Source organism: Paenarthrobacter sp. PAE-2 (genome assembly GCF_026013155.1).
Taxonomy (GTDB): Bacteria; Actinomycetota; Actinomycetes; order Actinomycetales; family Micrococcaceae; genus Arthrobacter; species Arthrobacter ureafaciens.
Window position 1 is genome coordinate 238,502 of the sequence record NZ_JAPDNV010000001.1, and the last position, 26,064, is coordinate 264,565.

Below are 26,064 nucleotides of genomic sequence, written 5' to 3' on the forward strand. Positions count from 1 at the left end.
CTGAGTAGTTGTCGGTTTCCCCTCATCAAGACTGGCATGTGAGCCAACTCTCAGGCTGGTGCAAAATGACCTATAGTGATCCACCATGAGACGTAATGCACATCAATTATCGCCCCTCGCGGCGACTCTTTCCGGCCAGGTCAGCGTGGACCTGTCTGCTATTTCAGACAACGTCAAAGCTTTGAAGAAACGGGCCAAGGCGCCCTTCTTCATGGCCGTCGTCAAAGGCAATGCGTACGGTCACGGCTTGGTGGAAGTGGCCCGCACGGCAATCGAAGCGGGGGCTCACTGGCTTGGCACCGCGCAGCTGTCGGAAGCCATCGAATTGCGGAAGGCCGGTATCACCGAACCCATCCTTTCCTGGTTGTATCTGGCATCACAGACGAGCGACACCATCCGCGAAGCCCTCGAAAACTCCATCGATGTCTCGCTCGGAAGCGTCCACCAACTGGAGGTGCTGGCAGGCATCGCGAAGGACTTGGGCCGTCCCGCCGTCGTGCATCTGGAACTGGACAGCGGCCTCAGCCGCGGCGGCGCGCGCAAGGAGGACTGGGCCGCACTGGTGGCGCGGGCACGCCAGGCCGAACTGGAAGGGACACTGCGCGTGCGCGGCGTGTGGACGCACCTGGCCTGGGCAGACGTCCCCGCCCACCCCGGCAACGCAGCGGCCGTGGCGGGGTTCGAGGACGCCGTCAGCGCGGCGCGGGAAGCCGGGCTGACGCCGGAACTGAGGCATGTTTCCAGTTCAGCCAACATTCTGGAACGGCCCGAATTCCACTTCGACATGGTGCGCGCCGGCCTCGCCATCTATGGTCTGGCGCCGGCGGACCACCTGAATCCGGCTGACTTCGGACTCCGCCCGGCCCTCAGCGTCACAGCTCCCTTGGTGATGGTCAAGAAGGTCCCGGCGGGAACCGGGGTCAGCTACGAACACCAAGCCATCACCTACGAACCCCGCTACCTTGGCCTCATCCCCTTGGGGTACGCGGACGGCATTCCGAAGGGCATCAGCGGACGTTCCGTCGTAAACATCGCAGGGCGGAGGGTGCCGGTGATCGGCAAAGTCTGCATGGACCAGTTCATGGTTGACCTGGGACCGGATGCCACGGGAATCGACGTCGGGAACACTGCAGTCCTGTTCGGCGACCCCGCGGAGGGAGCCGCGAGCGCGGATGACTGGGGTGCCGCGATCGGCAGCCATGGAGATGAAATCATCAACCGGATCGCGCCGCGGCTGCCGCGTGCCTACCGGAGCAGCGCATACCAGTGCCCGGACTACCAGGAGCCGGCCGCCGCCGGGCAGGGCAATGTTGCCTGAACCCGCCGCCGCCCGCCTGAGTTTCGTCACGCTTGAGCAGTTCCTCGAGCAGCTGCCGCCGGAGTTGAAGATGCTTCACGACGGCGGCAGCGGCGCCTCGCTGCTGCGCTGGGTGGAACCGAGCGAGCTCGAGGATCCGACGCCGTACCTGCCCGAGGGCGAGTTCCTGCTTACCTCCGGGTTGCCGTTCCTGGGCGAGGGCGGCTCGGCGGACAAAGTGGACGCGTATGTCCGAAGGTTGGTCGATGCGAAGGTGGCCGCGCTCGGGTTCGGTATCAGGCCCTATTTCGACGCCGTTCCCGACGTCCTGCTTGACGCTTGCCGAACGCACAACCTCACCTTGTTCGAAGTGCCCGAGTCCCTGCCGTTCGCCGCGATCGGGCTGGAATTTTCGCAGTTGTTGGAGTCGGACAATGCACGGGTTTTCCGGCAGCTCGCGGAAACAAACCGCCAACTGATGCGGGCGGTCCTCTCCCCCAGGCCCGAGCACGAACTCCTCGCCGCCCTGGTTCAGCGGGTGCCGGTGTGGGCGGTGCTGTTCGGCGCGGATGGGCGCGTCCGAGCCCGCGGCCACAGCACCGGCGGCATCACCGGCGTCGACCATTCCCTACTGGCACCCATGCTGGAACGGCTGCTGTCCGGCAGCGGCCCGCGGGTGGAGATGGACGGGTTCGAACAGCCGGGGTCGGCCCTGGTGGTGGGGCATCCGCTGCGCAGCACCAAGGACGCAAACCTCGGGGCGCTCATCTTGGGTTCGGACGTTGCGCTGACGCCGGCCCAGAACAACGTGGTGCAGTCGGCCGTGGGGTTGTTGGAGTTGCTGGTGCGGCAGCGGACCAGCGGTTCACTGGCACCAAGCCAACTGGCCACGGCCATGCTGCTTCACCCGGAAACGCTGGTCTCGGGCGGGACCAAACAACTCAACGGGCTCAAGGACCTCTTGGCACAAAGCCTGTCCTCTACCCGGTCAGGCCAGATGCGGGTCATCCAGGGCGTCAGGGTTGACGGTTCCGTGGATGACGGACCAGTGCGTGAACTGCTGCAATGGCGTCGCCTGTTCGACACCAAGCTCGTGGAGATCACGGACTACGGATTCGCCGCTATCACCCGCCTGCGTGTTGATGATTCCCTGCTGGCAGATGTCGAGAAACTCGGCTGGCGACTGGTGATCGGCGAACCCACCGAGCTGGGCGGTTTATCGGCGGCCTACCAGCGCGTGGGCTCGTTAAGGCCGCGCGTGCTGTCCACCGGCGTGAGCGCCCGCGTCGATGAGGTGAACTGGTCCGTGACAGGACTGCTGGGCCGGGAGGCAGGGACCGTGCTCGCCGAGCGCCTGCTGGGGCCCCTGCTTTCCTTGGAGCCCGAGCGCCGCGATCCGCTGCTGTCCGTCCTGCGGGGGTGGCTCACCGAAAACGGAAGCTGGGACGCGTCCGCCAAACTGCTTGGCCTGCACCGCAACAGCGTCCGGCGCCAGATCGGCGTGATTGCGGAACTACTGGACATGGACCTCAACGCTGCGCAGGTGCGGGCAGAGCTGTGGATCGCCCTGCAGTATGTGGAGGAGCAGACGCCGGGTACCACCTAGATTTCCTCGCGGAAGTCTGTGCAAGGGCTTTTCAGCGGTCGCCTTCCCATGTCGCGTAGAGGTCCGGGCGGCGTTCCTTCAAGTAAGGGACCTCGGCACGGGCCGCTTTGACAGCTTCCGTTCCAACCTCGGCGAAAAGCAACGCAGCCCCCTCCCCCGCCGCGGCGAGCAATGAACCGTCGGGACCGGCTACGACGCTTCCGCCAAGGAAGTTGTAGATGTCCTCGTGCCCGGAGTGGTTGGCGTAGGCCACATGCAGTTGGCTCTCCAGCGCCCGCGCGCGGATGAGGACCTGGGGCACGTTGTCGAAGCCGGCGGATAATGCCGTGGGTACCAGCAGCAGTTCCGCACCGCGGCCCGCTGCCGCGCGCACGGCTTCCGGGAACTCGACGTCGTAGCAGATCAGCATCGATGTGCGGATGCCGTTGAAATCCACGACGGCGGGGGGTTCCTGGGAGCCGACGAACGCCTTGCGCTCTTCCTCGCCGAAGAGGTGGACCTTGTTGTACGTCAGGATTTCTTTCCCGGAGGCGTCCAGCAAAGTAGCCGAGATATGCCAGCGCCCCTCCGCGGATGCTGGCTCCGCGCCGTCGTCGTGCGCTTCCTTGGCCGATGCCGGGAGGCTGTACACCAGGCCGATGCCATGAGTCCTTGCGATCCGGGCAAGCTGATCCCGGATCCCGGGCAACGTCGCCGGATCCATCCCGGCATGGATCCGGAGCGGCGCATAGCCCACCGGGAAGAGCTCGGGCGTCAGCAATAACGCAGCCCCGGCCTTCGCTGCCCGCTGTGCGGCGTCGTCAATAGTCCGAAGGTTTGCGTCCACGTCCAGGACGGAGGCGTTGGCCTGCAGGACTGAGAGCAGCATCGTTACCACCTTGGTTCTCCGGGGCCCGGCGCTGGTAGGTCCGGGGGTACTTGGTTCCAGCCTAGGCGCGCCGGGCCATCGCAGGCTGGGACATTTGGACCCGGATGCTTGGCAGGCAGGGCACATCGCCCGGCCCTACTGGCGTCCCTGCGTTGGAGTATGTCGCTCAAGGTTGACGCGTTGTGTTCACTTCTTGACTACAAGGCTCTTTGTGGGGCACTCTTCTTGTCATGCCCGCTACGCAGCGCTCAACGAAGAGCCATCCGAGAAAACCCGGCTCACAGTCCGCACTTCGCCACCTGAACCAGCAGCGGATCATCGAGTGCCTCCTGAGCGGGCCATCCACTCAGGCTGAGCTTTCCCGGCAGACCGGCCTGTCAACGGCCACCGTTTCCAACATCGTGAAAATCATGCAGGATGCGGGCCTCGTCTCCACAGAGCCGACCACCAGTTCAGGCCGCCGCGCCACGAACGTCAGGCTCAACAGCAACGGGGCTGTCGCCGTCGGAATCGACTTCGGCAGACGCCACCTGCGAGTGGTGCTGGCCTCCCTCGGCTACCACGTGATCGCCGAGGAATACATCGAGCTGCCGCTCGGCCACAAGGCAGAAGAAGGCATCGCCGCAGCTGTCCGGCTCCTGGGGAGGCTCCTTGAGGAAAACAGCATCGACCCCAGTGCGGTAGTCGGGGCCGGAGCCGGCATCCCTGGGCCCATCGACCGCCGCAGCGGCACCGTAGCGCAAGGGGCAATCCTCCCCGAATGGGTGGGAATCGACATCCTCCACAGGCTCGAGGAAGCACTCCAGTGCCCCGTCTTTGTTGACAACGACGCCAATCTTGGCGCCCTGTCCGAGGTCACCTGGGGACCGCACAGCGGCGTGTCCAACCTGATGTTCCTCAAGATCGGTTCGGGCATCGGCGCCGGCTTGATCCTGAACGGAGCACCTTATTACGGCAACGTTGGAATCACCGGAGAAATCGGCCACGCCACCATCCACGAACACGGCCTTGTCTGCCGCTGCGGGAACCGTGGATGCCTCGAAACCATAGCGTCCACCACCACCATGATCGAGCTGCTGAGCCGGGGGCAGGACACCCTCCTGACGCCCCAGGACATCGTGCGCAACTGCCTCGCAGGGGACTCCGCCACCCAGCGCGTGGTGGACGATGCCGGGCTTGCCGTGGGGCGCGCCTTGGGCAACGTTTCCAACCTGATCAACCCTGAAGTCATCGTGGTGGGCGGCCCCCTCGCCGGCCTCGGGGACCTGTTGCTGGACCCCATCCGAAGGGGCCTTGTACGCCACGCGGTGCCCGTCGTCGGGGAGACGACGCATCTCGCCATGTCCTCGCTCGGCGCGCGCGCAGAGGCCTTGGGCGCAGCCGCATTGGTGTTCCAACACGCCGGCATTACCGGCTAGTAACCAAATCGTTAGCACCATCTTGTGTTCAAGTCTTGACGACAAGATGGTGTTTACAGTTTACTTTTTCATCAGACAGCTCCGCCGCCGCGGGGCCGACAACGAAGTCAGACATTGGAGGCGCAAGGGCTGATGACAACCCTCGACACGCAAGGTGATCCCATCCTTTTGGAGATGCGCTCGATCACGAAGGAATTCCCCGGCGTGAAGGCCTTGTCGAACGTGAGCCTGCGGGTGAAAGCCGGTGAGATCCACGCAATCTGTGGAGAAAACGGTGCAGGCAAGTCGACCCTCATGAAGGTCCTGTCAGGTGTTTACCCCTACGGCAGCTACACCGGGGACATTGTTTACCAAGCCGAAGTCCAGCAGTTCAAGGACATCCGGGCAAGCGAAGCCGCCGGCATCGTGATCATCCACCAAGAGCTGGCACTGATCCCGGAACTCTCCATCATGGAGAACATCTTCCTCGGCAACGAGCCCACCAAGTGGGGCGTCATCGACTGGGCCGAGGCCCGGCGTCGTTCCGTAGAGCTCCTGGCCCGCGTAGGCCTGCGCGAAGACCCGGATACCCCCATCAAGGAAATCGGCGTCGGCAAGCAGCAGCTGGTGGAAATCGCCAAGGCACTGAACAAGTCCGTGAAGCTCCTGATCCTCGATGAGCCCACGGCCGCGCTGAACGAATCCGATTCGCAGCACCTGCTGGACCTGATCCTCGGCCTCAAGGGCCGCGGCATCACGTCCATCATCATTTCCCACAAGCTCAACGAGATCGAGCAGATCGCCGACGAGATCACGATCATCCGCGACGGCAAGTCCATCGAGACCCTCAACGTCAAGCGCGACGGCGTGGATGAAGACCGGATCATCAAGGGCATGGTGGGACGCACCCTGGAATCCCGCTTCCCGGACCACGAACCGAAGATCGGCGAGGTCTTCTTCGAGGTCAAGAACTGGACGGTTGGCCACCCGATCATCCAGGACAGGCTCATCTGCAAGGGTTCCAACTTCTTTGTACGCCGCGGCGAGATCGTCGGCTTCGCCGGTCTGATGGGCGCAGGACGCACCGAGCTTGCACGGTCGCTCTTCGGCCACTCCTACGGAAAGTTCATCTCCGGCGAGGTCTACAAGGACGGCAAGCGGGTCAACCTCCGCACGGTCAAGGCAGCCATCGACGCCGGCCTCGGCTACGTGACCGAAGACCGCAAGTCCCTGGGCCTGAACCTGCTCGATGACATCAAGACCACCACCGTCGCTGCGGCACTGGACAAGATCAGCAAGTACTCAGTGGTGGACACCCGCAAGGAATTCCAGGTCGCAGAGGAATACCGGAAGTCCCTTCGGACCAAGACTCCCTCCGTGGAAGAGGGCGTGGCAAAGCTCTCCGGCGGAAACCAGCAGAAAGTAGTGCTGGCCAAATGGATGTTTACCGATCCCGATCTGCTAATCCTTGACGAACCGACCCGAGGCATCGACGTCGGCGCCAAGTACGAGATCTACGGCATCATCCAGCGCCTGGCAGATCAGGGCAAGGGAGTAATCGTCATTTCCTCGGAGCTCCCCGAGCTCCTGGGCCTCTCCGACCGGATCTACACCATCTTTGAAGGCGCCATCACAGGTGTCCTTAATAAGGACGAAGCCAGCCAGGAAAGCCTGATGAAGCTCATGACGTCCAACCGCAAGACCGCAGCCTGACCTCTCAGTCGCCCCGAAACGCCCCTTCCTGACTCAAGGACCAAAACAATGAACGCGCTCAAGAAGCTATTTGGTGGCAATACCCGCCAGTTCGGCATGATTTTCGCCCTGGTGGCACTCATCATCTTCTTCCAGATCTTTACCGAGGGCCGCACGCTGACCCCCGGCAACGTGATCAACCTGTTCAACGGCAACTCCTACATCCTGATCCTGGCCATCGGCATGGTGCTGGTGATCATCGCCGGCCACATCGACCTTTCGGTAGGTTCGGTGGCCGCCTTCGTCGGTGTTTCCGTGGCCCTCGCCATCCGTGACTGGGGAATCCCTTGGTACATGGGCGTGCTGTTCGGACTCGCACTGGGAGCCCTGATCGGTGCCTGGCAAGGGTTCTGGACAGCCTACGTAGGCATCCCAGCCTTCATCGTGACGCTTGCAGGCATGCTCCTGTTCCGTGGTTTCAACCAGTTCGTCGGCAAGTCCAACACCATCCCGGTTCCCAACGACTTCCAGTACCTCGGCTCCGGCTACCTCCCGGAAATCGGTCCGGACACAGGCTTCAACAACCTGACCCTCCTGATCGGCCTCGTTGCCGCCGCGTTCGTCGTCGTCATGTCCCTGCGGGCCCGCGCTGCCAGCAAAGCCCTGGGCGCCGACGTTCCCGAACTGTGGGTTGAGGTCACCAAGCTGGTCCTTATCTGCGGTGCCATCCTCTACGCCACGTACCTGTTCGCAACCGGCCGCCCCGGCACCTCCTTCCCCATCCCCGGCCTGATCCTCGCCGTCCTGGTCCTCATCTACGGCTTCATTGCGGACAAGACCGTCATCGGCCGCCACGTCTACGCCGTCGGTGGCAACCGCCACGCAGCTGAACTGTCCGGCGTCCAGTCCAAGAAGGTCAACTTCCTGGTCATGCTCAACATGTCCGTCCTGGCCGGTCTCGCAGGCATGATCTTCGTCGGCCGCTCCACCGCTTCGGGTCCGTTCGACGGCGTCGGCTGGGAACTCGATGCAATCGCAGCCGTCTTCATCGGTGGCGCAGCTGTGACCGGCGGTGTGGGTACCGTGATCGGCTCGATCGTCGGTGGCCTCGTCATGGCTGTCCTGAACAACGGCCTGCAGTTGCTGGGTGTCGGCGCCGACCTCACCCAGATCATCAAGGGCCTGGTGCTCCTGGCAGCAGTTGCCTTCGACGTCTACAACAAGTCCCAAGGCAAACGCTCCATCACCGGCATGTTGATGAAGAACTTCCAACGCAACAATGAGATCAAGCCGGACGAAACCACGTCCACCAAGGAAGTCATCTCCAAGGAAGCCTGAGCTTCTCACACGAAACTTCATTACCCGGAAGACTCGCTCCACCCCACCAAAACAGAAAGTGAACCAAGATATGCGAATGTTTGGTAAAGCAGGAAAGGCAGCAGCAGTCGCTGCCATCGCGGCACTGGCGCTGACAGCCTGCGGCCGCTCCGACAGCGGCTCAAGCAGCAGCACAGCTGGCGGGGAAGCGTTCCCCAAGGACTCGCTGATCGGCGTCGCACTTCCGCAGAAGACCAGTGAGAACTGGGTCCTCGCGGAGAAGCTGTTCAACGATGGCCTCACCGAGGCCGGCTTCAAGCCGGACGTTCAGTTCGCCAACGGCGGCGTTTCCGAGCAGCAGAACCAGATCAGCGCCATGGTCACCAAGGGTGCCAAGGTGATCGTTGTGGGTGCCATCGACGGCGCCCAGCTGGGTACTCAGCTCAAGCAGGCCAAGGATGCAGGCGCAACCGTCATCGCCTACGACCGTCTGCTCCTCAACACCGAGAACGTGGACTACTACGTGGCCTACGACAACTTCAAGGTTGGCGAGCTGCAGGGGCAGGCACTGCTGGACGGTCTGAAGGCCAAGAAGCCCTCCGGACCGTACAACATCGAACTGTTTGCCGGTTCCCCTGACGATGCCAACGCCAAGGTCTTCTTCGACGGCGCCATGAGCGTCCTGAAGCCGAAGATCGACGACGGCACCCTCAAGGTACTCTCGGGCCAGACCGCTTTCGAGCAGGCTGTTACCCAGGGTTGGAAGGCTGAAAACGCCCAGCGTCGCGCCGACACTCTGCTGACCGGCAGCTACGGCTCCGCTTCGCTCGACGGTGTTCTCTCCCCGAACGACACCCTGGCCCGCGCAGTCCTGACCTCCGTCAAGGCTGCCGGCAAGCCGCTCCCCGTTGTGACCGGCCAGGACTCCGAGGTTGAGTCCGTCAAGTCGATCATGGCCGGCGAGCAGTACTCCACCATCAACAAGGACACCCGCAAGCTGGTTGAGCACGCCATCACCATGGTGAAGGACCTGCAGGCCGGCAAGGAACTGGAGATCAACGACAAGGATTCGTACAAGAACGGCGTCAAGACCGTTCCGGCGTACCTCCTGCCCCCGCAGATCGTCACCGCTGAGAACGTCAAGACGGCTTACGTGGACGATCCGGTACTCGGCCCGATCACCAAGTAGTCCCGTTACCAAGGAGCCCCGGCCCGCCAGCACAGGCGGACCGGGGCTTTTTGCTGCACTCTGCAGTTTTTGGGTTCGCCGCCGTTGGAGAGGTCAGAACCGGATCGCATCTATGACTTTGACCCGCACTGCCACGAGTGCAGGAATCGCTCCAGCGAGTGCTCCAACGAGGACGGCTGCACCGAACCCGAGCAGGGCAGCATCGATCGGGAACGGCGGATACTCTGTCAGGCCCGGCGCCACCTTCGACTGGATCCAAGGATTTTTCACCACGGCAACTGCCACCATGACCCCCAGCAGACCGGCGCAGGCAGTGGCCACCACGGACTCCATCATGACCCCGAAGAAGATCCGACCGGAGGTAGCACCGAAACTCCGGCGTATGCCGATCTCCCGGACCCTGTAGCGCACGGTGACCATGGAGATGTTGAGCATGCCCACGGCACCGAGGAGGAGAACCAGTCCTGCGACGCCGCCGATCACCAGTTGAGCCGGCCCGAGCGGATCCCCGTGCGCCGCATAATCCATGCGGCTGGCCTGCGCGGAGAACCCCGGAAACTGACTCAGGAGGTCGGCGGTGATGGCGGCCGTCAGGGCGTCAGCCTGCTCCTCCCCCACCCAGATCTTGAATTCGGACATCTCTGACCTCATGCCCGCCATGGCCGCGCCTTCGGTGAGAATGAACGCGGCCGGCGGCGCGTCGGGCCACACGTCGGGAACGACGCCGATGATCACCACGGTTGCCGGACGATCACCCGGGATTGTAACCGTGGGGTTGCTCGACAGGTTGGGCCTGCCAGCCCTGTTATAGAAGGCTTCGGAGACCACGACGGCGGGCGCCAACCGCCGGTGGTCATCGGAGGCGAACCACGTTCCTTGCGTCAAGGGAACACGGTGGATTACGCCATATCCGACGTCCACGATGGTTGTGTCCACCTTCGTGACGCCACGTGGAAGCTGGAACTCGGCCTGCGTGCGCCCCACATGGGTGGATGTGGTGATCCCATAGCGTTGCCGGACGCCCTGATAGGCCTTTTCCAGGGTCGCCGGGTCCGGAGAGGAGGGCCCGTACACACCGAGGGATAACGTAGCCACCCGGCCGCCGTTCCGTTCGGATTGCTCTTTGTAGCCTTCCCTGGCCAGGTTTCCGACCCCCACCACGGACGTCAAGGCAGCAACGGACAATGCCACGCCCAGCAGGGCCAGGAGTATGCGCACTTTGTTGATGCGCAGTTCCTGCCATGCCTCTACCAACGATGACACGAAGCCGATCATGCTGGCGCTCCTGCTTCTTCAAGGCTCATAGGACCCAGGACACCGGAATCGAGCCGATAGCAGGCGCGGGCGAGCGCAGCCACGTTAACGTCGTGTGTGATCGTGACAAGGGCGGCGGCAGTTTCAGTGGCCACTGTATCCAGAAGGGCCATAACGGATTGTCCGGTTTCGACGTCGAGAGCGCCGGTTGGTTCGTCCGCGAGGATGAGACGTGGCCCGCGGACCAGGGCACGTGCAATGGCCACACGCTGTTGTTCACCACCGGAGAGCATGTTCGGCATAGTGTTGGCGCGGTCGGCCAAACCAACCCGGTCCAGCATGTTCATGGCGAGCTCCCTGCGACGCCAGAAGTCCCTGCCCTTGGCGTAGAGCAGCGGCGTGATGACATTGTCCAAGGCGCTGCGTCCCGGCAAGAGGTTGAACTGCTGAAACACAAAACCGACCGTCGAGCCGCGTAACCGGGCCCGGGCGTTACTGCCGAGCCGCGCCGCAGGCTGCCCAAGGAACTCCAACTCGCCGGATGTTGGAACGTCCAGGAGACCGAGGAGATTGAGCAAGGTTGATTTGCCGCAGCCGGACCTTCCAACGATTGCTGTGTGGTCGCCGCTGAGCACCTCCAGGTCAATGCCTCGGAGGATGTGCAAGTGCTGGGCGTCGGGCAGCGTCACAGAGCGTGTCACCGCGCGAAGGCTGACCAAGGTTTCGTTCGGGCTTAGCGACGTCATGCCTAGCCCGCCGGAATGTAGGTGCCTTGGGCAGGTCCCATCATCGGGTCTTGCGCAGCCGGAGCACCTGGAACGAACTCAAGGACCTGCTCGCCCTCCGTCAAGCCGGACACCACCTCAACAGCGGAGCCATCGTTCAAGCCGAGCTGCACCTTGCGCTGCTCCGGTGCGCCTCCGCTTGAACCCGCGATCCAGACAACGCCGTCCTTCACGCTGCCCTTCACCGAGGTCAACGGCACGGTGACTACATCCGCCGCTACACCCGCGCTGACCGTCATAGTGGCACCGAGGCCGGCGAACACCTGCTGGTCCGACGGCACAGCGCAACTTAACGTGCCCGTGGGGGTGCTGCCGCCGTCCTGCTGTCCCCCGCCGCCCCCTGGGCCAGCCATGGCAAATCCGACGCCCATGCCGGGACCCCCGCCCGAGCCGGACATGCCCACTGAGCCGCTTCCGCCGTCGTCGGATGCGTTGTTCTTGAGTGTCACCTCGCCGCACTGGAAGGGCGCCGGGCCTCCTACCAGTTCGATCTCCGCGGGACCGGGCTTGCCAAGCAGCCGATACTGCTGCGCGGCGGTGACGGATCCGGCAACAGTGTACGTGCCGGGGTCGATCTTTCCTACAGTCTCGCCGACACTGACTTGCTGGTCGATCAGCGTACTGAGTGACTGCAGCGTCCCGGTGCCGGGGGCCAGGACGTTGAAATAGTCATAGACCGGCTTCGGCGGTGTTCCGTCCTTGGACACTTGCGGGTTGGTCACGGCCCGTTCGGCCTTGACCTGGAACAGGGGGTCGCCTTGGGACACTGTGGCCCCCTGTTCAACGAAGACCTTATTGACGCTGCCGGCTGACGTACTGCGCACGGATTCCGCGGCATCGCTCTGCACCGTGCCTTTGATCTGCACTGTATTGGTGATCGTGGCCCGCGTGGCTGGAACGGTCGGAATGGCTACTTCCGCCAGTGGCGCCGGCTCTGAAGCTGTGGACTTAAGTCCGTCAATGAAAGCGATCTTGACCAATGCCACTGCGATGATGGCGAACACCAATAACCAGGCAACCGGCAAAATGACACGCCGAAAAACACCCATCCCTGCTCCGTTTCGGTAACTCCCCACAGAACCTCTGCGAGGGATGATTGCTCCAGCCTAAGCGAAGCCTTGGCCGCGCCTCGTCATCCGGAATGATGAACAGGATGCTTACCGTGTCGGGAGATTTGAAGCCTTTGGAACCCCGGACCCGCGAATTACCCCGGGACTGCTGGACAGCAGTGAGAGACTGTGAGGCATGACTCTCCCTATCGCCAAACCATGGCTGTCCACCCAGATCAACCAGGACCCCCGAGCTGCCACCGGGCGGCGCCTGCGGTGGGGCGTAGTGTCAACGGGGAACATCGCCGGCAGCGTCTCGCAGGACCTGTCGCTCCTTGAGGATGCCGAGCTCTACGCGGTCAGTTCCCGCACGCAGGAAGCGGCGGACGCCTTTGCCCAAACCGTCGGTTTCAGTAAAGGGTACGGAGACGACGGCGGGGTGCCCGGCTACCAGCGCATGTTCGACGATCCCGCCGTCGACGTCGTTTACGTCGCCACTCCCCATGCCCAACACTTCCACATAGCATCCGCCGCGTTGCGCGCCGGCAAGCATGTGCTGTGCGAGAAGGCCCTGACCATCAACGCCCGGGAAGCCACAGAGCTGGTCAGGCTGGCCAGGGAACAGAAGGTCTTCTTAATGGAGGCCGTATGGAGCCGCTTCCTTCCGAGCATGCAACGCGCTTTCGCTATTGCCGCCTCCGGAGAGATAGGTCAGGTCCAGTGGGTTTCGGCCGACCTCGGATTCCCTGCCCCGTACGACCCCACGGCCCGGCTTTGGGCCCTCAACGACGGCGGCGGCGCACTTTTGGATATCACCGTGTACCCGTTGCTGTGGGCCCTCGGCACACTGGGCTTTCCGCAGTCCGTGACCGCCATCGCATCCTTGAACGAAGACGGAGTGGACAGCCAGAATGCACTTACCCTCGGCTACGACACCGGCGCCCAGGCCCAACTGACCTCGTCCCTGACGGCACATGGACCCCGCAACGCCACTGTCGCCGGCGGACTCGGTTATGTGCAGACGATTGGATCCGTGAACAACCCGCGTGAGCTGGTGGTTCGGGTGGGTTGGGACGAGCCACGCCATGAACGGTTCGACGTCGTTGGCATCGGTTACACCTACGAACTCCGGGAGGTGACCCGCTGCATCCAGCAGGGGCTGACCGAAAGCCCGACCATGCCGCTTGAGGATTCCATCAACGTCATGCGGCTTTTCGACGGCGTTCGGTCCCAGTTGGGCATCCGGTACCCGAACGACGCCCGGTAGGCCGTCGGAGGGATGTGCCAGAGGAACCGCCTGAAGGGGGCGGGATGTGGCAGAGGAACCGTCTGAAGGGGGCGGGATTGTGATAGAGGAACGGGGAGTTTGTGCCGGGGCGCTGAAGGCGCGCTCCGCCGTCGTCGTACTGTTTTAACCTAGGTGAGCTAACGGCGGGCGGGTTGCTTCGCCAGCTTCCGGTCCAGGGACAGTGCGCCGGGACCGAGAAAAATCAGGGACACCGCGATCGCAAAGTAGATGATCAGCAGCTCCGCGGTAACGCCCGACGCGTCGGTCAGCAGGGGCTTGCCCGCTTCCGTGACGAACCAGATGGAACCGATAAGGATGGCCGCGAGGAAGCCGGCCACCCGGGTCAATGCGCCCAGAACCAACAGCAACCCGAGGCCCAACTCGCCGGCTATCACCAGCCACGCAATGATGTCCGGCTTCTGCACGCCCATAGCGGCCACGGAGGCGGCGAACGCGGCGTGTCCCGCCGTGAACTTCTGCACGCCGTGGACCAGCAGCATCGCACCGAACGCGACGCGCAGGATGGTGATGCCGCGGGAAGAGGACTTGGGAGACGGGTGAAGGAATTTCACGCATCCCAATCTTCCATGCCCAAGCGCGGCTCACCAAACCGGCCCAGCGCCCGAGCATCGCCCACCCAACTGGGTCGCAGCAGAGCGCGTTTAGAGACGTCAAAACGCGCACAATTGCGACCTGGATGGGTGAGTGGGGGCAGAATGAGAGGTGGCCCCCGGATGCAGGAGCCGCACGAGGAATGGAGCGGGTATGCAGGTTGATGTGGTGGTAGTCGGCGGCGGGGCCATGGGATCGGCTGCTGCATGGCAATTATCGCGCGCGGGCAAATCCGTGATCCTTTTGGAGCAGTTCGAAGCCGGGCACCACATTGGTGCTTCCCACGGGGCCACCCGCAACTTCAACACCGCTTACGCCGAGGCTGATTACCTGGACCTTCTGGCCGAGTCCAAGATCCTTTGGGACGAGCTTGCGGCCGAGCACGGTGCGCCGCTTTTGGACCTGGTGGGGCTGGCCAACCACGGCAACACCCCTAAGCTGCAGCAAATCCACGCGGCTCATCAGGAACGCGGAATCGAAAGCTACTTCATCTCCCCCACAGAGGCCGCCGACCGCTGGAAGGGCATGACCTTCGCCACGGACGTACTGTTCGTCCCGGGTTCAGGCCGGGTCCGCTCAGCTGACGCGCTCAAAGCCCTGCGGACGTCCGCCGAATCCAAGGGCGCCGTGTTCAAATACTCGACGCCGGTCCGCGACATCCGCGTCGACGGTCCGGATTCGGTGGTGGTGGTGACGGAGGAAGAGGATTACACGGCCCGGCGGGTTGTGGTCACGGCAGGTGCCTGGACCACCAAAGTGCTCGACGGACTGGCGGAACTGCCGGCCTTGGTGGTCACCCAGGAGCAGCCGGCCCATTTCACCCCGCTGGACAACACCTTGGTGTGGCCAAGCTTCAACCACAACCCGGACCCCGACCCCAACAACGAGCTCTACGAATACTGGTTCAGCCCCGTTTACGGCATGCTCACCCCGGGCGAGGGCGTCAAGGCGGGCTGGCATGGTGTGGGCCCCGTCATGGATCCCGACGAGCGCACGTTCCAGCCCATCCCCCAGCAGCTCGAGGCTTTGGTGCGTTACGCCGAAGAGTGGCTTCCCGGCGTCGACCCTTCCACGGCGGTTCCCATCAGCTGCACCTACACCACCACGCCCAACGAGGACTTCGTCCTGGACCGGTTCGGCCCGCTGGTGGTGGGCGCGGGCTTCTCCGGCCACGGGTTCAAGTTCACCCCGGCGATCGGCCGGGTGCTGAAGGACATCGTCGACGGCGGCACGGCCCCCGCACGGTTCGCAGCCGACCGTTAAACGAAAACTGACTCGCAGTCGGGGTTGTTCTGAGCTCTCAAAACAACCGCAACTGCGAGTCAGTTGGGGGCTTACTTCAGGGTCGCGAGGACCTTGTTGAAGGTTGCCGACGGGCGCATGACCTCAGCGGCCTTGGCAGCGTCCGGACGGTAGTAACCGCCAAGATCGACGGCGGGGCCCTGGACTGCGTTCAGCTCGCCGACGATTGCGTCCTCGTTGGAGGTCAGTTCCTCGGCGATCGGTGCGAAGGCTGCTGCCAGCTCTGCATCGGAGGACTGCTTGGCCAGTTCCTGCGCCCAGTACATGGCGAGGTAGAAGTGGCTTCCGCGGTTGTCCAGCTCGCCGACGCTGCGGCGCGGGGACTTGTTCTCCAGCAGGAACGTGCCGGTGGCGCGGTCGAGGGTGTCGGCGAGGACCTGGGCACGGGCGTTGCCGGTGGTGGTGGCAAGGTGCTCGAAGCTCACGGCCAGGGCGAGGAATTCACCCAGGCTGTCCCAGCGGAGGTGGTTCTCCTTGACCAGCTGCTGGACGTGCTTCGGGGCGGAGCCACCGGCACCGGTCTCGAACAGGCCGCCGCCGTTGATCAGCGGAACGATGGAGAGCATCTTGGCGCTGGTGCCGAGTTCGAGGATCGGGAACAGGTCCGTGAGGTAGTCGCGGAGCACGTTGCCGGTAACGGAGATGGTGTCCTGGCCCTTGCGGATGCGCTCCAGGGTGAAGGCGGTGGCCTCTTCCGGGGAGAGGATCTCGATCTGCAGGCCCTCGGTGTCGTGGTCCTTGAGGTACTCGTTGACCTTGGCGATCAGGTTGGCGTCGTGGGCGCGGCCCTTGTCCAGCCAGAAGACGGCCGGGGTCTCGGAAGCGCGGGCGCGGGTGACAGCCAGCTTGACCCAGTCGCGGATCGGCACGTCCTTGGTCTGGCAGGCGCGCCAGATATCGCCCGGGGAAACCTGGTGTTCGATCAGTACGGTGCCTGCGCGGTTCACGAGCTGGACGGTTCCGGCTGCTTCGATCTCGAACGTCTTGTCGTGGCTGCCGTATTCTTCGGCGGCCTGGGCCATGAGGCCGACGTTGGGGACTGTTCCCATGGTGGTGGGATCGAACGCACCATTGGCGCGGCAGTCGTCAATGACAACCTGGTACACACCGGCGTAGGAGCTGTCCGGGAGGACTGCTAGGGTGTCGGCTTCCTTGCCGTCCGGGCCCCACATGTGGCCGGAGGAGCGGATCATGGCGGGCATGGAAGCGTCCACGATGATGTCGGACGGAACGTGCAGGCTGGTGATGCCCTTGTCCGAGTCGACCATTGCCAACGCAGGACCTTCTTCGAGGCCCTTGGTGATGGCTGCCTTGACGCCTTCGCGGACATCCTCGGGCAGTTCTTCGAGACCATTGAGGATCGCGGCGAGGCCGTTGTTCGGGCTGATGCCTGCGGCAGCCAGCTGCTTGCCGTAGGTGTCGAACAGCTCGGAGAAGTAGGCCTTCACGACGTGGCCGAAGATGATGGGGTCGGAGACCTTCATCATGGTGGCCTTCAGGTGTGCGGAGAAGAGGATGCCCTCTTCCTTGGCACGGGCAACCTGGGCCTTGAGGAATTCATCCAGGGCTTCGGCGCGGAGGACGGTACCGTCCACCACCTCGCCGGCCAGAACAGGGAAGTCCTTCTTGAGGACCTTGACGGAACCGTCTTCACGGACCAGCTGGATGGAGAGGGCATCATCGGCTTCGATGACAACGGACTTCTCGTTGGAGCGGAAGTCGTTCTGGCCCATGGTGGCCACGTTGGTCTTGGAGTCCGCGGTCCAGGCGCCCATGGAGTGCGGGTTCTGGCGGGCGTAGTTCTTCACTGACAGCGGCGCGCGGCGGTCCGAGTTGCCCTCACGCAGGACCGGGTTCACGGCGGAGCCCTTGATCTTGTCGTAGCGGGAACGGATGTCCGTCTCGGTGTCGGAAGAGGGGTTGTCCGGGTAGTCCGGGAGGGCGTAACCCTGGGCCTGGAGCTCGGCGATGGCGGCCTTGAGCTGCGGGACGGAAGCACTGATGTTGGGCAGCTTGATGATGTTGGCTTCCGGCTGCTTTGCCAGTTCGCCAAGTTCAGCCAGGGCATTGCCCGTGCGCTGCTCCTCAGTCAGGAAATCGCCGAATACGGCGATGATGCGGCCAGCCAGCGAGATATCGCGGGTCTCGACCTCCACACCTGCGGTCGAGGCATACGCTTCCACAATCGGCAGGAATGAGTAGGTAGCCAGCATCGGCGCTTCGTCTGTGTGGGTATAGATAATCTTGGCCATTGGCGGGGTTCTCCCTGAAAGTCTGCAGATTTCAACATCTCTAACTTACCCGAGCGCACCTGTTTGAGGGCCGTTCGTGTCCGGGATCACGCCTTGCGTTACCGCTTTCACAAGCACCTTGCCCGCGCCTCCGGACCGATGAAAAGCGCGACGGCAGTCGGAACAACAGTGGCGACTTCCCGCCGTCGTACCTCCCCGCCAGCCGCCCCGGTCCAAGTGACAGCAAAATATCACAAAATCTGAAACATCTCTTTACAAACTTGTCACACAGCGGGTAGCTTCGATTCCGTCAGTCGGCGGTCGCCATCACTGGCCGCTTCACTCCCTCGATTAGGTAGGAACAACGTGACAAAAACCAAGACCCTGGCCACAAGCCTTCTGAGTCTGTCCGCCGCCGCGATCCTCGCCCTGGTTGGAACAACCAGCGCAACCGCGGCCTCCGCGAAGGACACCGACTCGAACGGCGCTGCGGTCAGCCGCCACGTAGCCTCAGACAACGGCGCTGCAGACTACTGGACCCCGGAGCGGATGAAGTCCGCCAAGAGCGGCGATGTCCTTGCCAGCAAAGCCCTGCAGCGCAGCGGGCTCTTGAACCTCGGCAAGGCTCCGGTAACCGAAGCTCCCGGCGCCGTTACCAGCATCGAAGGCCAGCAGGCCGCCGCCGACAAGAACATCAACCTCAAGGTCAACCAGTCCGAGACGCCGGTCAAGCACATCGGCAAGATCTTCTTCACCCTCGGCGGCTCCAACTACGTCTGCTCCGGCAACTCCGTCACGGCAGCGAACAAGAGCACCGTGTCCACCGCCGGCCACTGCGTCAACGAGGGCCCCGGAGCGTACGCCACCAACCTGGTCTTCGTTCCCGCCTACCTGAACGGCTCCGCACCGTACGGCAAGTGGACGGCAAAGGCCCTGTACTCCCCCACCCAGTGGGCGTCCAACGGCAACATGCAGTACGACACCGCCTTCGCAGTGGTGAACACGCTCAACGGCCAAAAGCTCGCTGACGTTGTGGGCTCCTCCGGCGTGCAGTTCAACGCCGCCCGCGGACTGAGCTACAAATCGTTCGGCTACCCGGCAGCTGCACCTTTCAACGGTGAATCCCTCAAGAGCTGCTCCGGCACCGCCACCAACGATCCCTACAACCCGCAGTTCCTCACCCAGGGCATCCCGTGCAACATGACCGGTGGATCCTCGGGCGGTCCCTGGTTCATCGGCAACAGCTCCAGCGGGTACCAGAACTCCGTGAACTCTTACGGCTACGGCAGCAACTCCAGCACCATGTACGGTCCGTACTGGGGCTCCGTGATCCAGTCCACCTACACCACGGCTGCGGCTTCGTAACCGGTTCTTTGTAGCAGGCCCCTGTTAAGTACGATGGCGGCCGTCCCCTTTCGGGGGCGGCCGCCGTTTGCGCTGTATGGGCCCACGCCGCCCGGGTTCCCTGGCCGAAGCGCAGCGAGTTTAGGGAGGCGGTGGGGACTAGTGGAAGAAGTGGCGTGCGCCGGTGAAGTACATCGTGATGCCGGCAGCGTTCGCGGCAGCGATGACTTCATCGTCGCGGACCGATCCACCCGGCTGGACGACTGCGCGGACACCGGCGTCGATCAGGATCTGCAGTCCGTCAGCGAAGGGGAAGAAGGCATCCGAAGCTGCCACGGCGCCGCGTGCGCGCTCAGGAGCGCCGGCACCGCTGGCGTTGGAGGCACCGCCGGCACCTTCGACGTCGGACTCCACCTGGACGCCCAGCGTGTTGGCGCGCTCCACAGCCAGTTTGCAGGAGTCGAGGCGGTTGACCTGTCCCATGCCGATGCCCACTGCTGCGCCGTTGTCCGCGAGCAGGATGGCGTTCGACTTGGCCGCCCGGCAGGCAGTCCACGCGAAAGCGAGGTCGGCGAGGGTCTTGTCGTCAGCGGCTTCGCCGGCGGCGAGGGTCCAGTTGGCGGGGTTGTCGCCGTCGGCGTCCACCTTGTCCGTCATCTGGACCAGGACGCCGCCGGAAACCTGGCGCATCTCGGAGGGGTAGCGGCCGTAGCCCTCGGGCAGAGCGAGGAGGCGGATGTTCTTCTTCTTGGAGAGGATCTCCACGGCTTCCGGTTCGAAATCCGGAGCAATGACCACCTCGGTGAAGATGTCCGCGACCGTGCGGGCCATGCCTGCAGTGACGGTGCGGTTCGCTGCGATGACGCCACCGAAAGCGGATACGGGATCGCAGGCGTGGGCCTTGGCGTGGGCGTCGGCGATCGGGTCGGCAGCATCAGCGGAGCCAACTGCAACACCGCACGGGTTGGCGTGCTTGATGATCGCTACGGCGGGCTCAGCGAAGTCGAAAGCAGCGCGCAGGGCGGCATCGGCGTCGACGAAGTTGTTGTAGCTCATGGCCTTGCCGTGGAGCTGGTCAGCCTGGGCGATGCCGGCCGGAGCGGCCTTGTCCACATAGAGGGCAGCCTGCTGATGCGGGTTTTCGCCGTAGCGGAGGACCTCGGAACGCTCCAAGGCCAGGCCGGCGTAGGCGGGCCAGTCAATGACGCCGTCGCCGTCTTCGTCCAGGAACTGGCTGGCAGTCCAGGAAGCAACAGCGTTGTCGTAGCTCGCAGTGTGGGCGAAGGCCTTCGCTGCCAGGCGGCGGCGGGTCTTGAGGTCGAATCCACCATGTGCGGCGGCGTCAACAACGGCACCGTAGAAGTTGGGGTCCGTGACGATGGCGACGGCGGCGTGGTTCTTTGCGGCCGAGCGCACCATGGCGGGGCCTCCGATGTCGATCTGCTCAACAACGTCGTCCTGTGCGGCGCCGGACTTCACGGTCTCGACGAACGGGTACAGGTTCACCACCACGAGGTCGAAGGTCTCGATTTCCATGGAGGTGAGGGTTTCCATGTGCGCCGGGACGCGGCGGTCGGCGAGGATGCCGCCGTGCACGCGCGGGTGCAGGGTCTTGACGCGGCCGTCCAGCATTTCCGGGGAGCCGGTGACTTCTTCGACTTCCTTCACCGGAATGCCGGCTGCGGCGATCTTCTTGGCCGTGGAGCCGGTGGACACGATCGCGACGCCGGCTGCGTGCAGGCCCTTTGCGAGCTCCTCCAGTCCCGTCTTGTCGTAAACCGAGATCAGTGCACGGCGGATGGGAACACGGTCAAGCTGCGTCAAGCTCACAAAAGTCTCCGTCTTAGGTCGCGTAGATAGCGCGGGTGGTGTCGCGTTGAGTGGGGATAGGGGCAGTTTATCGTGTTTCGATGGCGGCCTCATTTTGCGTCTCCGGCCCCACAAGGAGTGGCGTGCATCATAGGGTTGACCCATGGATGCCACGGACGTCGTTCTTGTTGCCGACATAGGGAAGAGCCGCTGCCGCGTTGAGCTTCGCTCGGGTGATGAATTGTTGGGCGCGGCAGACCAGCACGGATTCCCCGGAGTCCACGTCGAGAACGGTCCCACCTTGGCATTCGACCTCGTCCTGGAGACCACCACCCTGCTCCCGCCCGGCCTGCCCGTCAGCACCCTCACCGGCGTCGGAGCTGCCGTGGCCGGCGTAGAGGCTTCGGAGGCGAAGTCCCGGGAGCTGGCCACCATGTTGTCGCGGCATTTCGGTGTTCCTGCGGCGGTTCTCTCCGATGCCACTGCCGCCCATCTGGGCGCACTGCAGGGCGGGCCGGGCACCACGCTGATCGTGGGAACGGGTGCGGTGGCATTCCGCTTTGATGAGGCGGGCGTCCTGCACCGGGCCGACGGTTGGGGCCCGTACCTCGGCGACTTCGGCAGCGGACGCTGGATCGGCCAGCAAGGACTCCAGGCCGTTTTGTTGGCGTCCGACGGCGGCCCCGCCACTTCCCTCTCGGCGGCAGCGGGGGCACTCGTTGAGTCCCCGACCATGCTGCCCGCCTGGTTGGCCGAAATGGATAACCCCTACCGGGCGATGGCCCGTTTCGCACCCTTGGTGCTGCACGCAGCGGAGGCGGGTGACGCCGTCGCACACGGCATTGTCAGCGAGGCGTGCCGGGTCCTGACCCGCACCGTGCTCCTGGCCGCCAGCGGCGATCCGAGCGGGACGCCACGCGTCGCAATCCTGGGCGGAGTGGCCAACTCGGAGTTCTTCGAGGGACTCTTGCAGAAGTCCCTGGCTTCGGCTGGGATTGAAGTGGTGGCCCCGCTCGGGGACGGCCTGGACGGCGCCGCCCTCGCAGCGCAGCGCCGCGGGCTCCTCCAGGAAAGGTACATCCACCGTGACGGAACAAACTGGCCCGACTGACGCTGACAAACTCGCAGGTCTCCGCACCGAACTCTCCGGGCTCCAAACCGAGGCTGCAACGGACAGTCTCAAAGACCTGGACATCCTGGGCACGGACGAACTCGTCACTGCCATGCTCGCCCACAGCTCCGGCGTGCATGCCGCCGTTTCCGGGGCGAATTCCGCGATCGCGCAAACCGTCGACGCCGTTGCGGAGCGACTCCAGCGCGGGGGGCGCCTTTTGTACGTGGGCGCCGGGACTGCGGGGCGCCTCGGCGTGCTCGACGCAAGCGAGTGCCCGCCGACGTTCGGCACCCCGCCGGGACTCGTCGTCGGGCTTATCGCAGGAGGCCCTGAGGCGATCCGGAAACCCGTGGAGTACGCCGAGGACAACGCCACCGCGGGCGCGCGGGACCTGCACCATATCAACGTGACGGAAGCGGACGCCGTCGTGGGTATTACCGCCTCCGGGAGGACGCCCTACGTGATCGGCGCGTTGGAGGAGGCCCGGAAACGGGGTGCCTTCACGGCGTCGCTGGCCTGCAACAAGGGCTCGGCGGTGAGTCATCTGGCTGACGTGGCGATCGAGGTGCCGGTGGGGCCGGAGTTCATCGCGGGTTCCACGAGGCTCAATTCCGGGACGGCCCAGAAGCTGGTCTTGAACATGATCAGCACGTTGGTCATGGTGAAACTCGGCAAGACCTACGGGAACCTGATGGTCGATCTTCGCGCGACCAACCACAAGTTGCAGGCCCGCTCGCAGCGGACCGTGCAGCACGCCACCGGTGTCTCCGCCTCGGAAGCTGCGACGGCGTTGGACTCGGTTGGGGGTTCGGTGAAGGCCGCGATTCTGGTGTTGCTGACCGGGATCGATCCTGCCGACGCAAAGCCCGCGCTGGAGGAAGCCGGCGGTTTCCTGCGGAGGGCCATCGAAACCCGAAAGTAATGGTGCTGAGGGCCTAAAGTTGCATGCAGGAGGCCTCATGAATACGTACACGACCGTGCCCAGCGGCGAACAAGTGGTGCAGGAACTGCCTTGGCGGTGGAAGGTCCAGGGCAAGATCTTCCTCATTGGCGGCCTCGGCTTCATGTTCGACGCCTGGGATGTGACGCTCAACGGCATCCTCATTCCCCTGCTGTCCAAACATTGGTCCCTGCAACCGGCCGACGCCGCGTGGATCGGCACCTCGAACCTGATCGGCATGGCCGTGGGCGCGTTCGCGTGGGGCACCATTGCGGACACGATCGGCCGGAAGAAGGCCTTCACCGCCACGCTCCTGATCTTCAGCCTCTTCACGGTGCTGGGTGCCTTGGCGCCGGACATCGTGTGGTTCTGCATTTTCCGGTTCATGGCCGGCTTCGGCTTGGGCGGCTGCATCCCGGTGGACTATGCCCTGGTTGGGGAATTCACACCCCGAAAACAGCGGGGCAAAGTCCTCACGGCCATGGACGGTTGGTGGCCCGTGGGCGCGGCCCTGTGCGGATTCGTCTCCGCCGGCCTTGTGGCTTTGTACGGCGATTGGCGCCTGACGATGGTCATCATGGTGATCCCTGCCCTGTTGGTGTTCTGGGTGCGGCGGTCCGTTCCCGAATCTCCCCTGTTCCTGATCCGGAAGGGTCGTCGCGTTGAAGCGGCTGCGGTGATCGACGGCCTCGTGGAAGCAACCGGCGCCACGCCGCGTGCCTACAGCCTGCCCGAACCAAAGGATGCGCCGCGCCTCTCCCCCGGCAGCGCGTGGCTCCAGCTCCGAAACATTTGGACATTCAACTGGAAGATCACCACTGCGGCCTGGGCGCTGTTCTTCTCCGTGCTGTTGGTCTACTACCTGTCCCTCACGTGGATGCCCCGAATCCTCATTGGCGCCGGGTTCGAGGAGTACAAGGCCTTCGTGACCACGGCGGGGATGGCCGCCGTCGGGCTTTTGGGTGTTGTTGTTGCAGCGCTCCTGGTGGAGCGCGTGGGCCGCAAGTGGATCCTGGCCATCACCGGGCCGTTGTCCGCGGTGACGCTGGTGATCGTGGCGTTCGTGGTGGACGTACCTTCTGCGGCGGTGTTGTGGCTGCTCGTGTTCGGATTCGTGGTCCAGGTGGCGATTCCCGTCCTCTACGCCTATGTGTCCGAGCTGTATCCCACCGAACTCCGTGGCTCCGGGTTTGGCTGGGCATCGACGTTCTCCCGGATCGGCGCCGGTTTTGGCCCGCTCGTCTTTGCCTCATACTTCTGGCCGGAGTTTGGCTTGGCGACGTCGTTTGCCCTCGCCGGGGGGCTTGTCCTGCTGTCCGTGTTGTGGATGGCGTTCTTCGCCCCGGAGACGAAGCAGCGCGAGCTATCGTAACTGCGCTCTCCCCCTCCCTCCCTTCCCAACTAATACGAAAGTAGGGGTGGGTTAGGCTGCGGTGACCGGGGTGATCGTGACGTCGTAGCCGAGGTTGTTGAGTTGTTTGATGGCTTTGTTTTTCGCTCGGGTTGGGCTGATCCGGTTGTAGTGATCGGCGCCGGGGTCGTTGTAGATTTCGCCGTTCCGGAGCATGTGCCAGGCTGCGTTCAGGATCGAATGTTCGACGGCGACAAGGGCTTTGTTGCGTCCGGCGCGGGCTGTGATGCGCCGGTATTTCGCGGCGAGGTAGGTGTTCTTTGATCGTGTGGCGGACAGGGCTGCGGTGCCGAGGGCTGCTTTGAGGTACTTGTTGCCGGGCAGGATGTGCGCTGATTTGATGTGGCCTGCGGATTCGTTCGCTCCGGGACACACACCTGCCCAGGATGCGAGCCGGGCCGGGGTGTCAAACACGGTCATGTTCGCGCCGGTTTCGGCGATGATCACTTCGGCGACTCGTTGGGAGACTCCGGGGATGGTGGCCAGGGCTTCCCTGGCGTCACGAAAGGGTTTCATCGCCTCCTCAATGTGTTGGGTGAGGGCCTCGATGGTGCGGGTGTGGGCATCGATCTGGTCCAGATGCAGTCTGGCCATGAACGCGTGGTGGGGCCGGAACCGGCCGGTGAGCGCGTCAACCAGTGCCGGGATTTTCGAGCGCAGTGTTCCGCGGGCCATGCCGGCAAGGACTTCGGGGTTACGTTCGCCACGGATCAGGGCTTCGAGCATGTCTCGTGAGGAGACCCCGGTCAGATCCGAGACGACCGAGGAGAGTTTGATCCCGGAGCCTTCGAGGAACTTCTCCAACCTTTGGATTTCCCGGACCCGGTCCCGGGCAGCGATGGCCCTGGCCCGGGTAAGGTCCCTAAGGTCACGGATGGGCTCGGGAGGCACGAACGAGGCACGCAGCAGCCCGTAAGCGCCCATCCGGGCCAGCCAGGCGGCGTCCTTGACATCGGTTTTGTGGCCCGGGAGGTTCTTGGCGGATTTCGCGTTGACCAGCATCACCGGGACGGTCTCCTCGAGCAGGTAGTAGAACGGTTTCCAGTAATCGCTGGTCGCCTCCATCACCACCATGTCCACACGGGCTTGCTCGAGGTACTCTCGCAGTTCCAGGACCTGCCCGGTGGTCGCAGCCCACGTCGTGACCTTGGATGTGTAGGTCCCGGGCCGGGCACCCGGAACCCGCACGCACAGCTTCGCGTCGCGCTTGGAAATATCCAGGCCAGCGGCACGCTCGTGAACGACATCCAGATCCTTATCAATCTCCATGATGCTTCCTCCCAACCTCTCGTACGGCTGTTTCCCATCTACCGTGGGGAGGACTGGAAAATAATCAGGAATCTAACACCCGTGCTCGAAGCAACAATCCATGGCTCCCATGGAAATCCTCCACGCCACGCTAGGTCACGGACTCCGGGTACCAAGTTGGGTCGGCGTTCACCGCGGCAGACACTCCCATGATCATCCCCTCACCACTGAGTTGCCAGAGCCCACGGCGAGCAGGACGCACACTTTCCCCACTCCATGGGGCGCCGACGGCGCGGAACCGCTAGGTCGCA

At 63.8% G+C, this 26,064-nt stretch carries 20 protein-coding genes; 12 read left to right on the top strand and 8 right to left on the bottom strand.

Annotated elements, in window-relative coordinates; genetic code table 11:
• The first annotated feature begins 85 nt into the window (after positions 1-85).
• Together alr and OCL88_RS00960 are read left to right on the top strand one after the other, a co-directional pair.
• On the top strand, positions 86-1,318 hold the full coding sequence (gene alr / locus OCL88_RS00955; protein WP_264961274.1) for an alanine racemase: 1,233 nt from the start codon (positions 86-88) through the stop codon (positions 1,316-1,318).
• On the top strand, positions 1,308-2,903 hold the full coding sequence (locus OCL88_RS00960) for a PucR family transcriptional regulator (protein WP_264961275.1): 1,596 nt from the start codon (positions 1,308-1,310) through the stop codon (positions 2,901-2,903). Before alr ends, OCL88_RS00960 begins: the two co-directional genes overlap by 11 nt.
• 31 nt (positions 2,904-2,934) lie before the next feature.
• On the opposite strand, the gene OCL88_RS00965 is transcribed toward OCL88_RS00960, so the two are convergent.
• Positions 2,935-3,771, bottom strand: coding sequence for a nitrilase-related carbon-nitrogen hydrolase (locus tag OCL88_RS00965; RefSeq protein WP_264961276.1), 837 nt, complete (start codon positions 3,769-3,771; stop codon positions 2,935-2,937).
• Positions 3,772-4,001: 230 nt separating this feature from the next.
• Between OCL88_RS00965 and OCL88_RS00970 the strand changes: the two genes are divergently transcribed.
• From OCL88_RS00970 to OCL88_RS00985, 4 genes are all read left to right on the top strand, one after another.
• Positions 4,002-5,189 carry an ROK family transcriptional regulator gene (locus OCL88_RS00970; RefSeq protein ID WP_264961277.1) on the top strand — a complete coding sequence of 396 codons (1,188 nt, stop codon included), beginning with the start codon at positions 4,002-4,004 and terminating at the stop codon, positions 5,187-5,189.
• Positions 5,190-5,321: 132 nt separating this feature from the next.
• Positions 5,322-6,881, top strand: a complete 1,560-nt coding sequence (gene mmsA, locus OCL88_RS00975; protein WP_062095644.1) for a multiple monosaccharide ABC transporter ATP-binding protein — start codon at positions 5,322-5,324, stop codon at positions 6,879-6,881.
• 48 nt (positions 6,882-6,929) lie between these two features.
• Positions 6,930-8,198, top strand: a complete 1,269-nt coding sequence (gene mmsB, locus OCL88_RS00980) for a multiple monosaccharide ABC transporter permease (protein WP_264961278.1) — start codon at positions 6,930-6,932, stop codon at positions 8,196-8,198.
• Positions 8,199-8,268: 70 nt separating this feature from the next.
• Positions 8,269-9,366, top strand: a complete 1,098-nt coding sequence (locus OCL88_RS00985; RefSeq protein WP_264961279.1) for a sugar-binding protein — start codon at positions 8,269-8,271, stop codon at positions 9,364-9,366.
• Between the two features lie 93 nt (positions 9,367-9,459).
• Here the strand turns inward: OCL88_RS00985 and OCL88_RS00990 are convergent, their stop codons facing one another.
• From OCL88_RS00990 to OCL88_RS01000, 3 genes are read right to left on the bottom strand one after another with little or no spacing between them, the layout of a single operon-like run.
• A complete protein-coding gene (locus OCL88_RS00990) occupies positions 9,460-10,641 on the bottom strand; it encodes an ABC transporter permease (protein WP_264961280.1) in 1,182 nt (393 codons plus the stop codon).
• Positions 10,638-11,366, bottom strand: a complete 729-nt coding sequence (locus OCL88_RS00995; RefSeq protein ID WP_264961281.1) for an ABC transporter ATP-binding protein — start codon at positions 11,364-11,366, stop codon at positions 10,638-10,640. Before OCL88_RS00995 ends, OCL88_RS00990 begins: the two co-directional genes overlap by 4 nt.
• A gap of 2 nt (positions 11,367-11,368) precedes the next feature.
• Entirely contained in the window at positions 11,369-12,454 is a 1,086-nt protein-coding gene (locus tag OCL88_RS01000; RefSeq protein ID WP_264961282.1) for an efflux RND transporter periplasmic adaptor subunit, read from the bottom strand.
• Positions 12,455-12,650: 196 nt separating this feature from the next.
• On the opposite strand from OCL88_RS01000, the gene OCL88_RS01005 reads away from it, so the two are divergent.
• The gene (locus OCL88_RS01005) at positions 12,651-13,721 is read left to right on the top strand and encodes a Gfo/Idh/MocA family protein (RefSeq protein ID WP_264961283.1); all 1,071 of its coding nucleotides are present in this window, start codon (positions 12,651-12,653) and stop codon (positions 13,719-13,721) included.
• Positions 13,722-13,879: 158 nt separating this feature from the next.
• Here the strand turns inward: OCL88_RS01005 and OCL88_RS01010 are convergent, their stop codons facing one another.
• Positions 13,880-14,314, bottom strand: a complete 435-nt coding sequence (locus tag OCL88_RS01010; RefSeq protein ID WP_179011658.1) for a DoxX family protein — start codon at positions 14,312-14,314, stop codon at positions 13,880-13,882.
• Between the two features lie 193 nt (positions 14,315-14,507).
• On the opposite strand from OCL88_RS01010, the gene OCL88_RS01015 reads away from it, so the two are divergent.
• The gene (locus OCL88_RS01015; protein WP_264961284.1) at positions 14,508-15,617 is read left to right on the top strand and encodes an FAD-dependent oxidoreductase; all 1,110 of its coding nucleotides are present in this window, start codon (positions 14,508-14,510) and stop codon (positions 15,615-15,617) included.
• Between the two features lie 71 nt (positions 15,618-15,688).
• On the opposite strand, the gene OCL88_RS01020 is transcribed toward OCL88_RS01015, so the two are convergent.
• Positions 15,689-17,908, bottom strand: coding sequence for an NADP-dependent isocitrate dehydrogenase (locus OCL88_RS01020; protein WP_264961285.1), 2,220 nt, complete (start codon positions 17,906-17,908; stop codon positions 15,689-15,691).
• Between the two features lie 345 nt (positions 17,909-18,253).
• Between OCL88_RS01020 and OCL88_RS01025 the strand changes: the two genes are divergently transcribed.
• The gene (locus OCL88_RS01025) at positions 18,254-19,252 is read left to right on the top strand and encodes a trypsin-like serine peptidase (protein WP_264961286.1); all 999 of its coding nucleotides are present in this window, start codon (positions 18,254-18,256) and stop codon (positions 19,250-19,252) included.
• A gap of 138 nt (positions 19,253-19,390) precedes the next feature.
• Here OCL88_RS01025 and purH read toward each other — a convergent pair whose 3' ends face one another.
• Positions 19,391-21,061 (bottom strand): bifunctional phosphoribosylaminoimidazolecarboxamide formyltransferase/IMP cyclohydrolase, encoded by a 1,671-nt coding sequence (gene purH / locus OCL88_RS01030; protein ID WP_179011663.1) that lies wholly within the window; start codon positions 21,059-21,061, stop codon positions 19,391-19,393.
• A gap of 142 nt (positions 21,062-21,203) precedes the next feature.
• On the opposite strand from purH, the gene OCL88_RS01035 reads away from it, so the two are divergent.
• Genes OCL88_RS01035 through OCL88_RS01045 form a run of 3 tightly spaced genes read left to right on the top strand, consistent with a single transcriptional unit; the run spans position 21,204 to position 24,466 of the window.
• Positions 21,204-22,151, top strand: a complete 948-nt coding sequence (locus OCL88_RS01035; protein ID WP_264961287.1) for an N-acetylglucosamine kinase — start codon at positions 21,204-21,206, stop codon at positions 22,149-22,151.
• Positions 22,126-23,076, top strand: a complete 951-nt coding sequence (murQ, locus tag OCL88_RS01040) for an N-acetylmuramic acid 6-phosphate etherase (protein WP_264961288.1) — start codon at positions 22,126-22,128, stop codon at positions 23,074-23,076. The genes OCL88_RS01035 and murQ overlap by 26 nt, the downstream gene beginning before the upstream one ends.
• 37 nt (positions 23,077-23,113) lie before the next feature.
• On the top strand, positions 23,114-24,466 hold the full coding sequence (locus OCL88_RS01045; RefSeq protein WP_264961289.1) for an MFS transporter: 1,353 nt from the start codon (positions 23,114-23,116) through the stop codon (positions 24,464-24,466).
• A 51-nt stretch (positions 24,467-24,517) separates the two neighbouring features.
• Here the strand turns inward: OCL88_RS01045 and OCL88_RS01050 are convergent, their stop codons facing one another.
• The gene (locus tag OCL88_RS01050) at positions 24,518-25,756 is read right to left on the bottom strand and encodes an IS110 family transposase (protein WP_264961296.1); all 1,239 of its coding nucleotides are present in this window, start codon (positions 25,754-25,756) and stop codon (positions 24,518-24,520) included.
• Between the last annotated feature and the right edge of the window lie 308 nt (positions 25,757-26,064).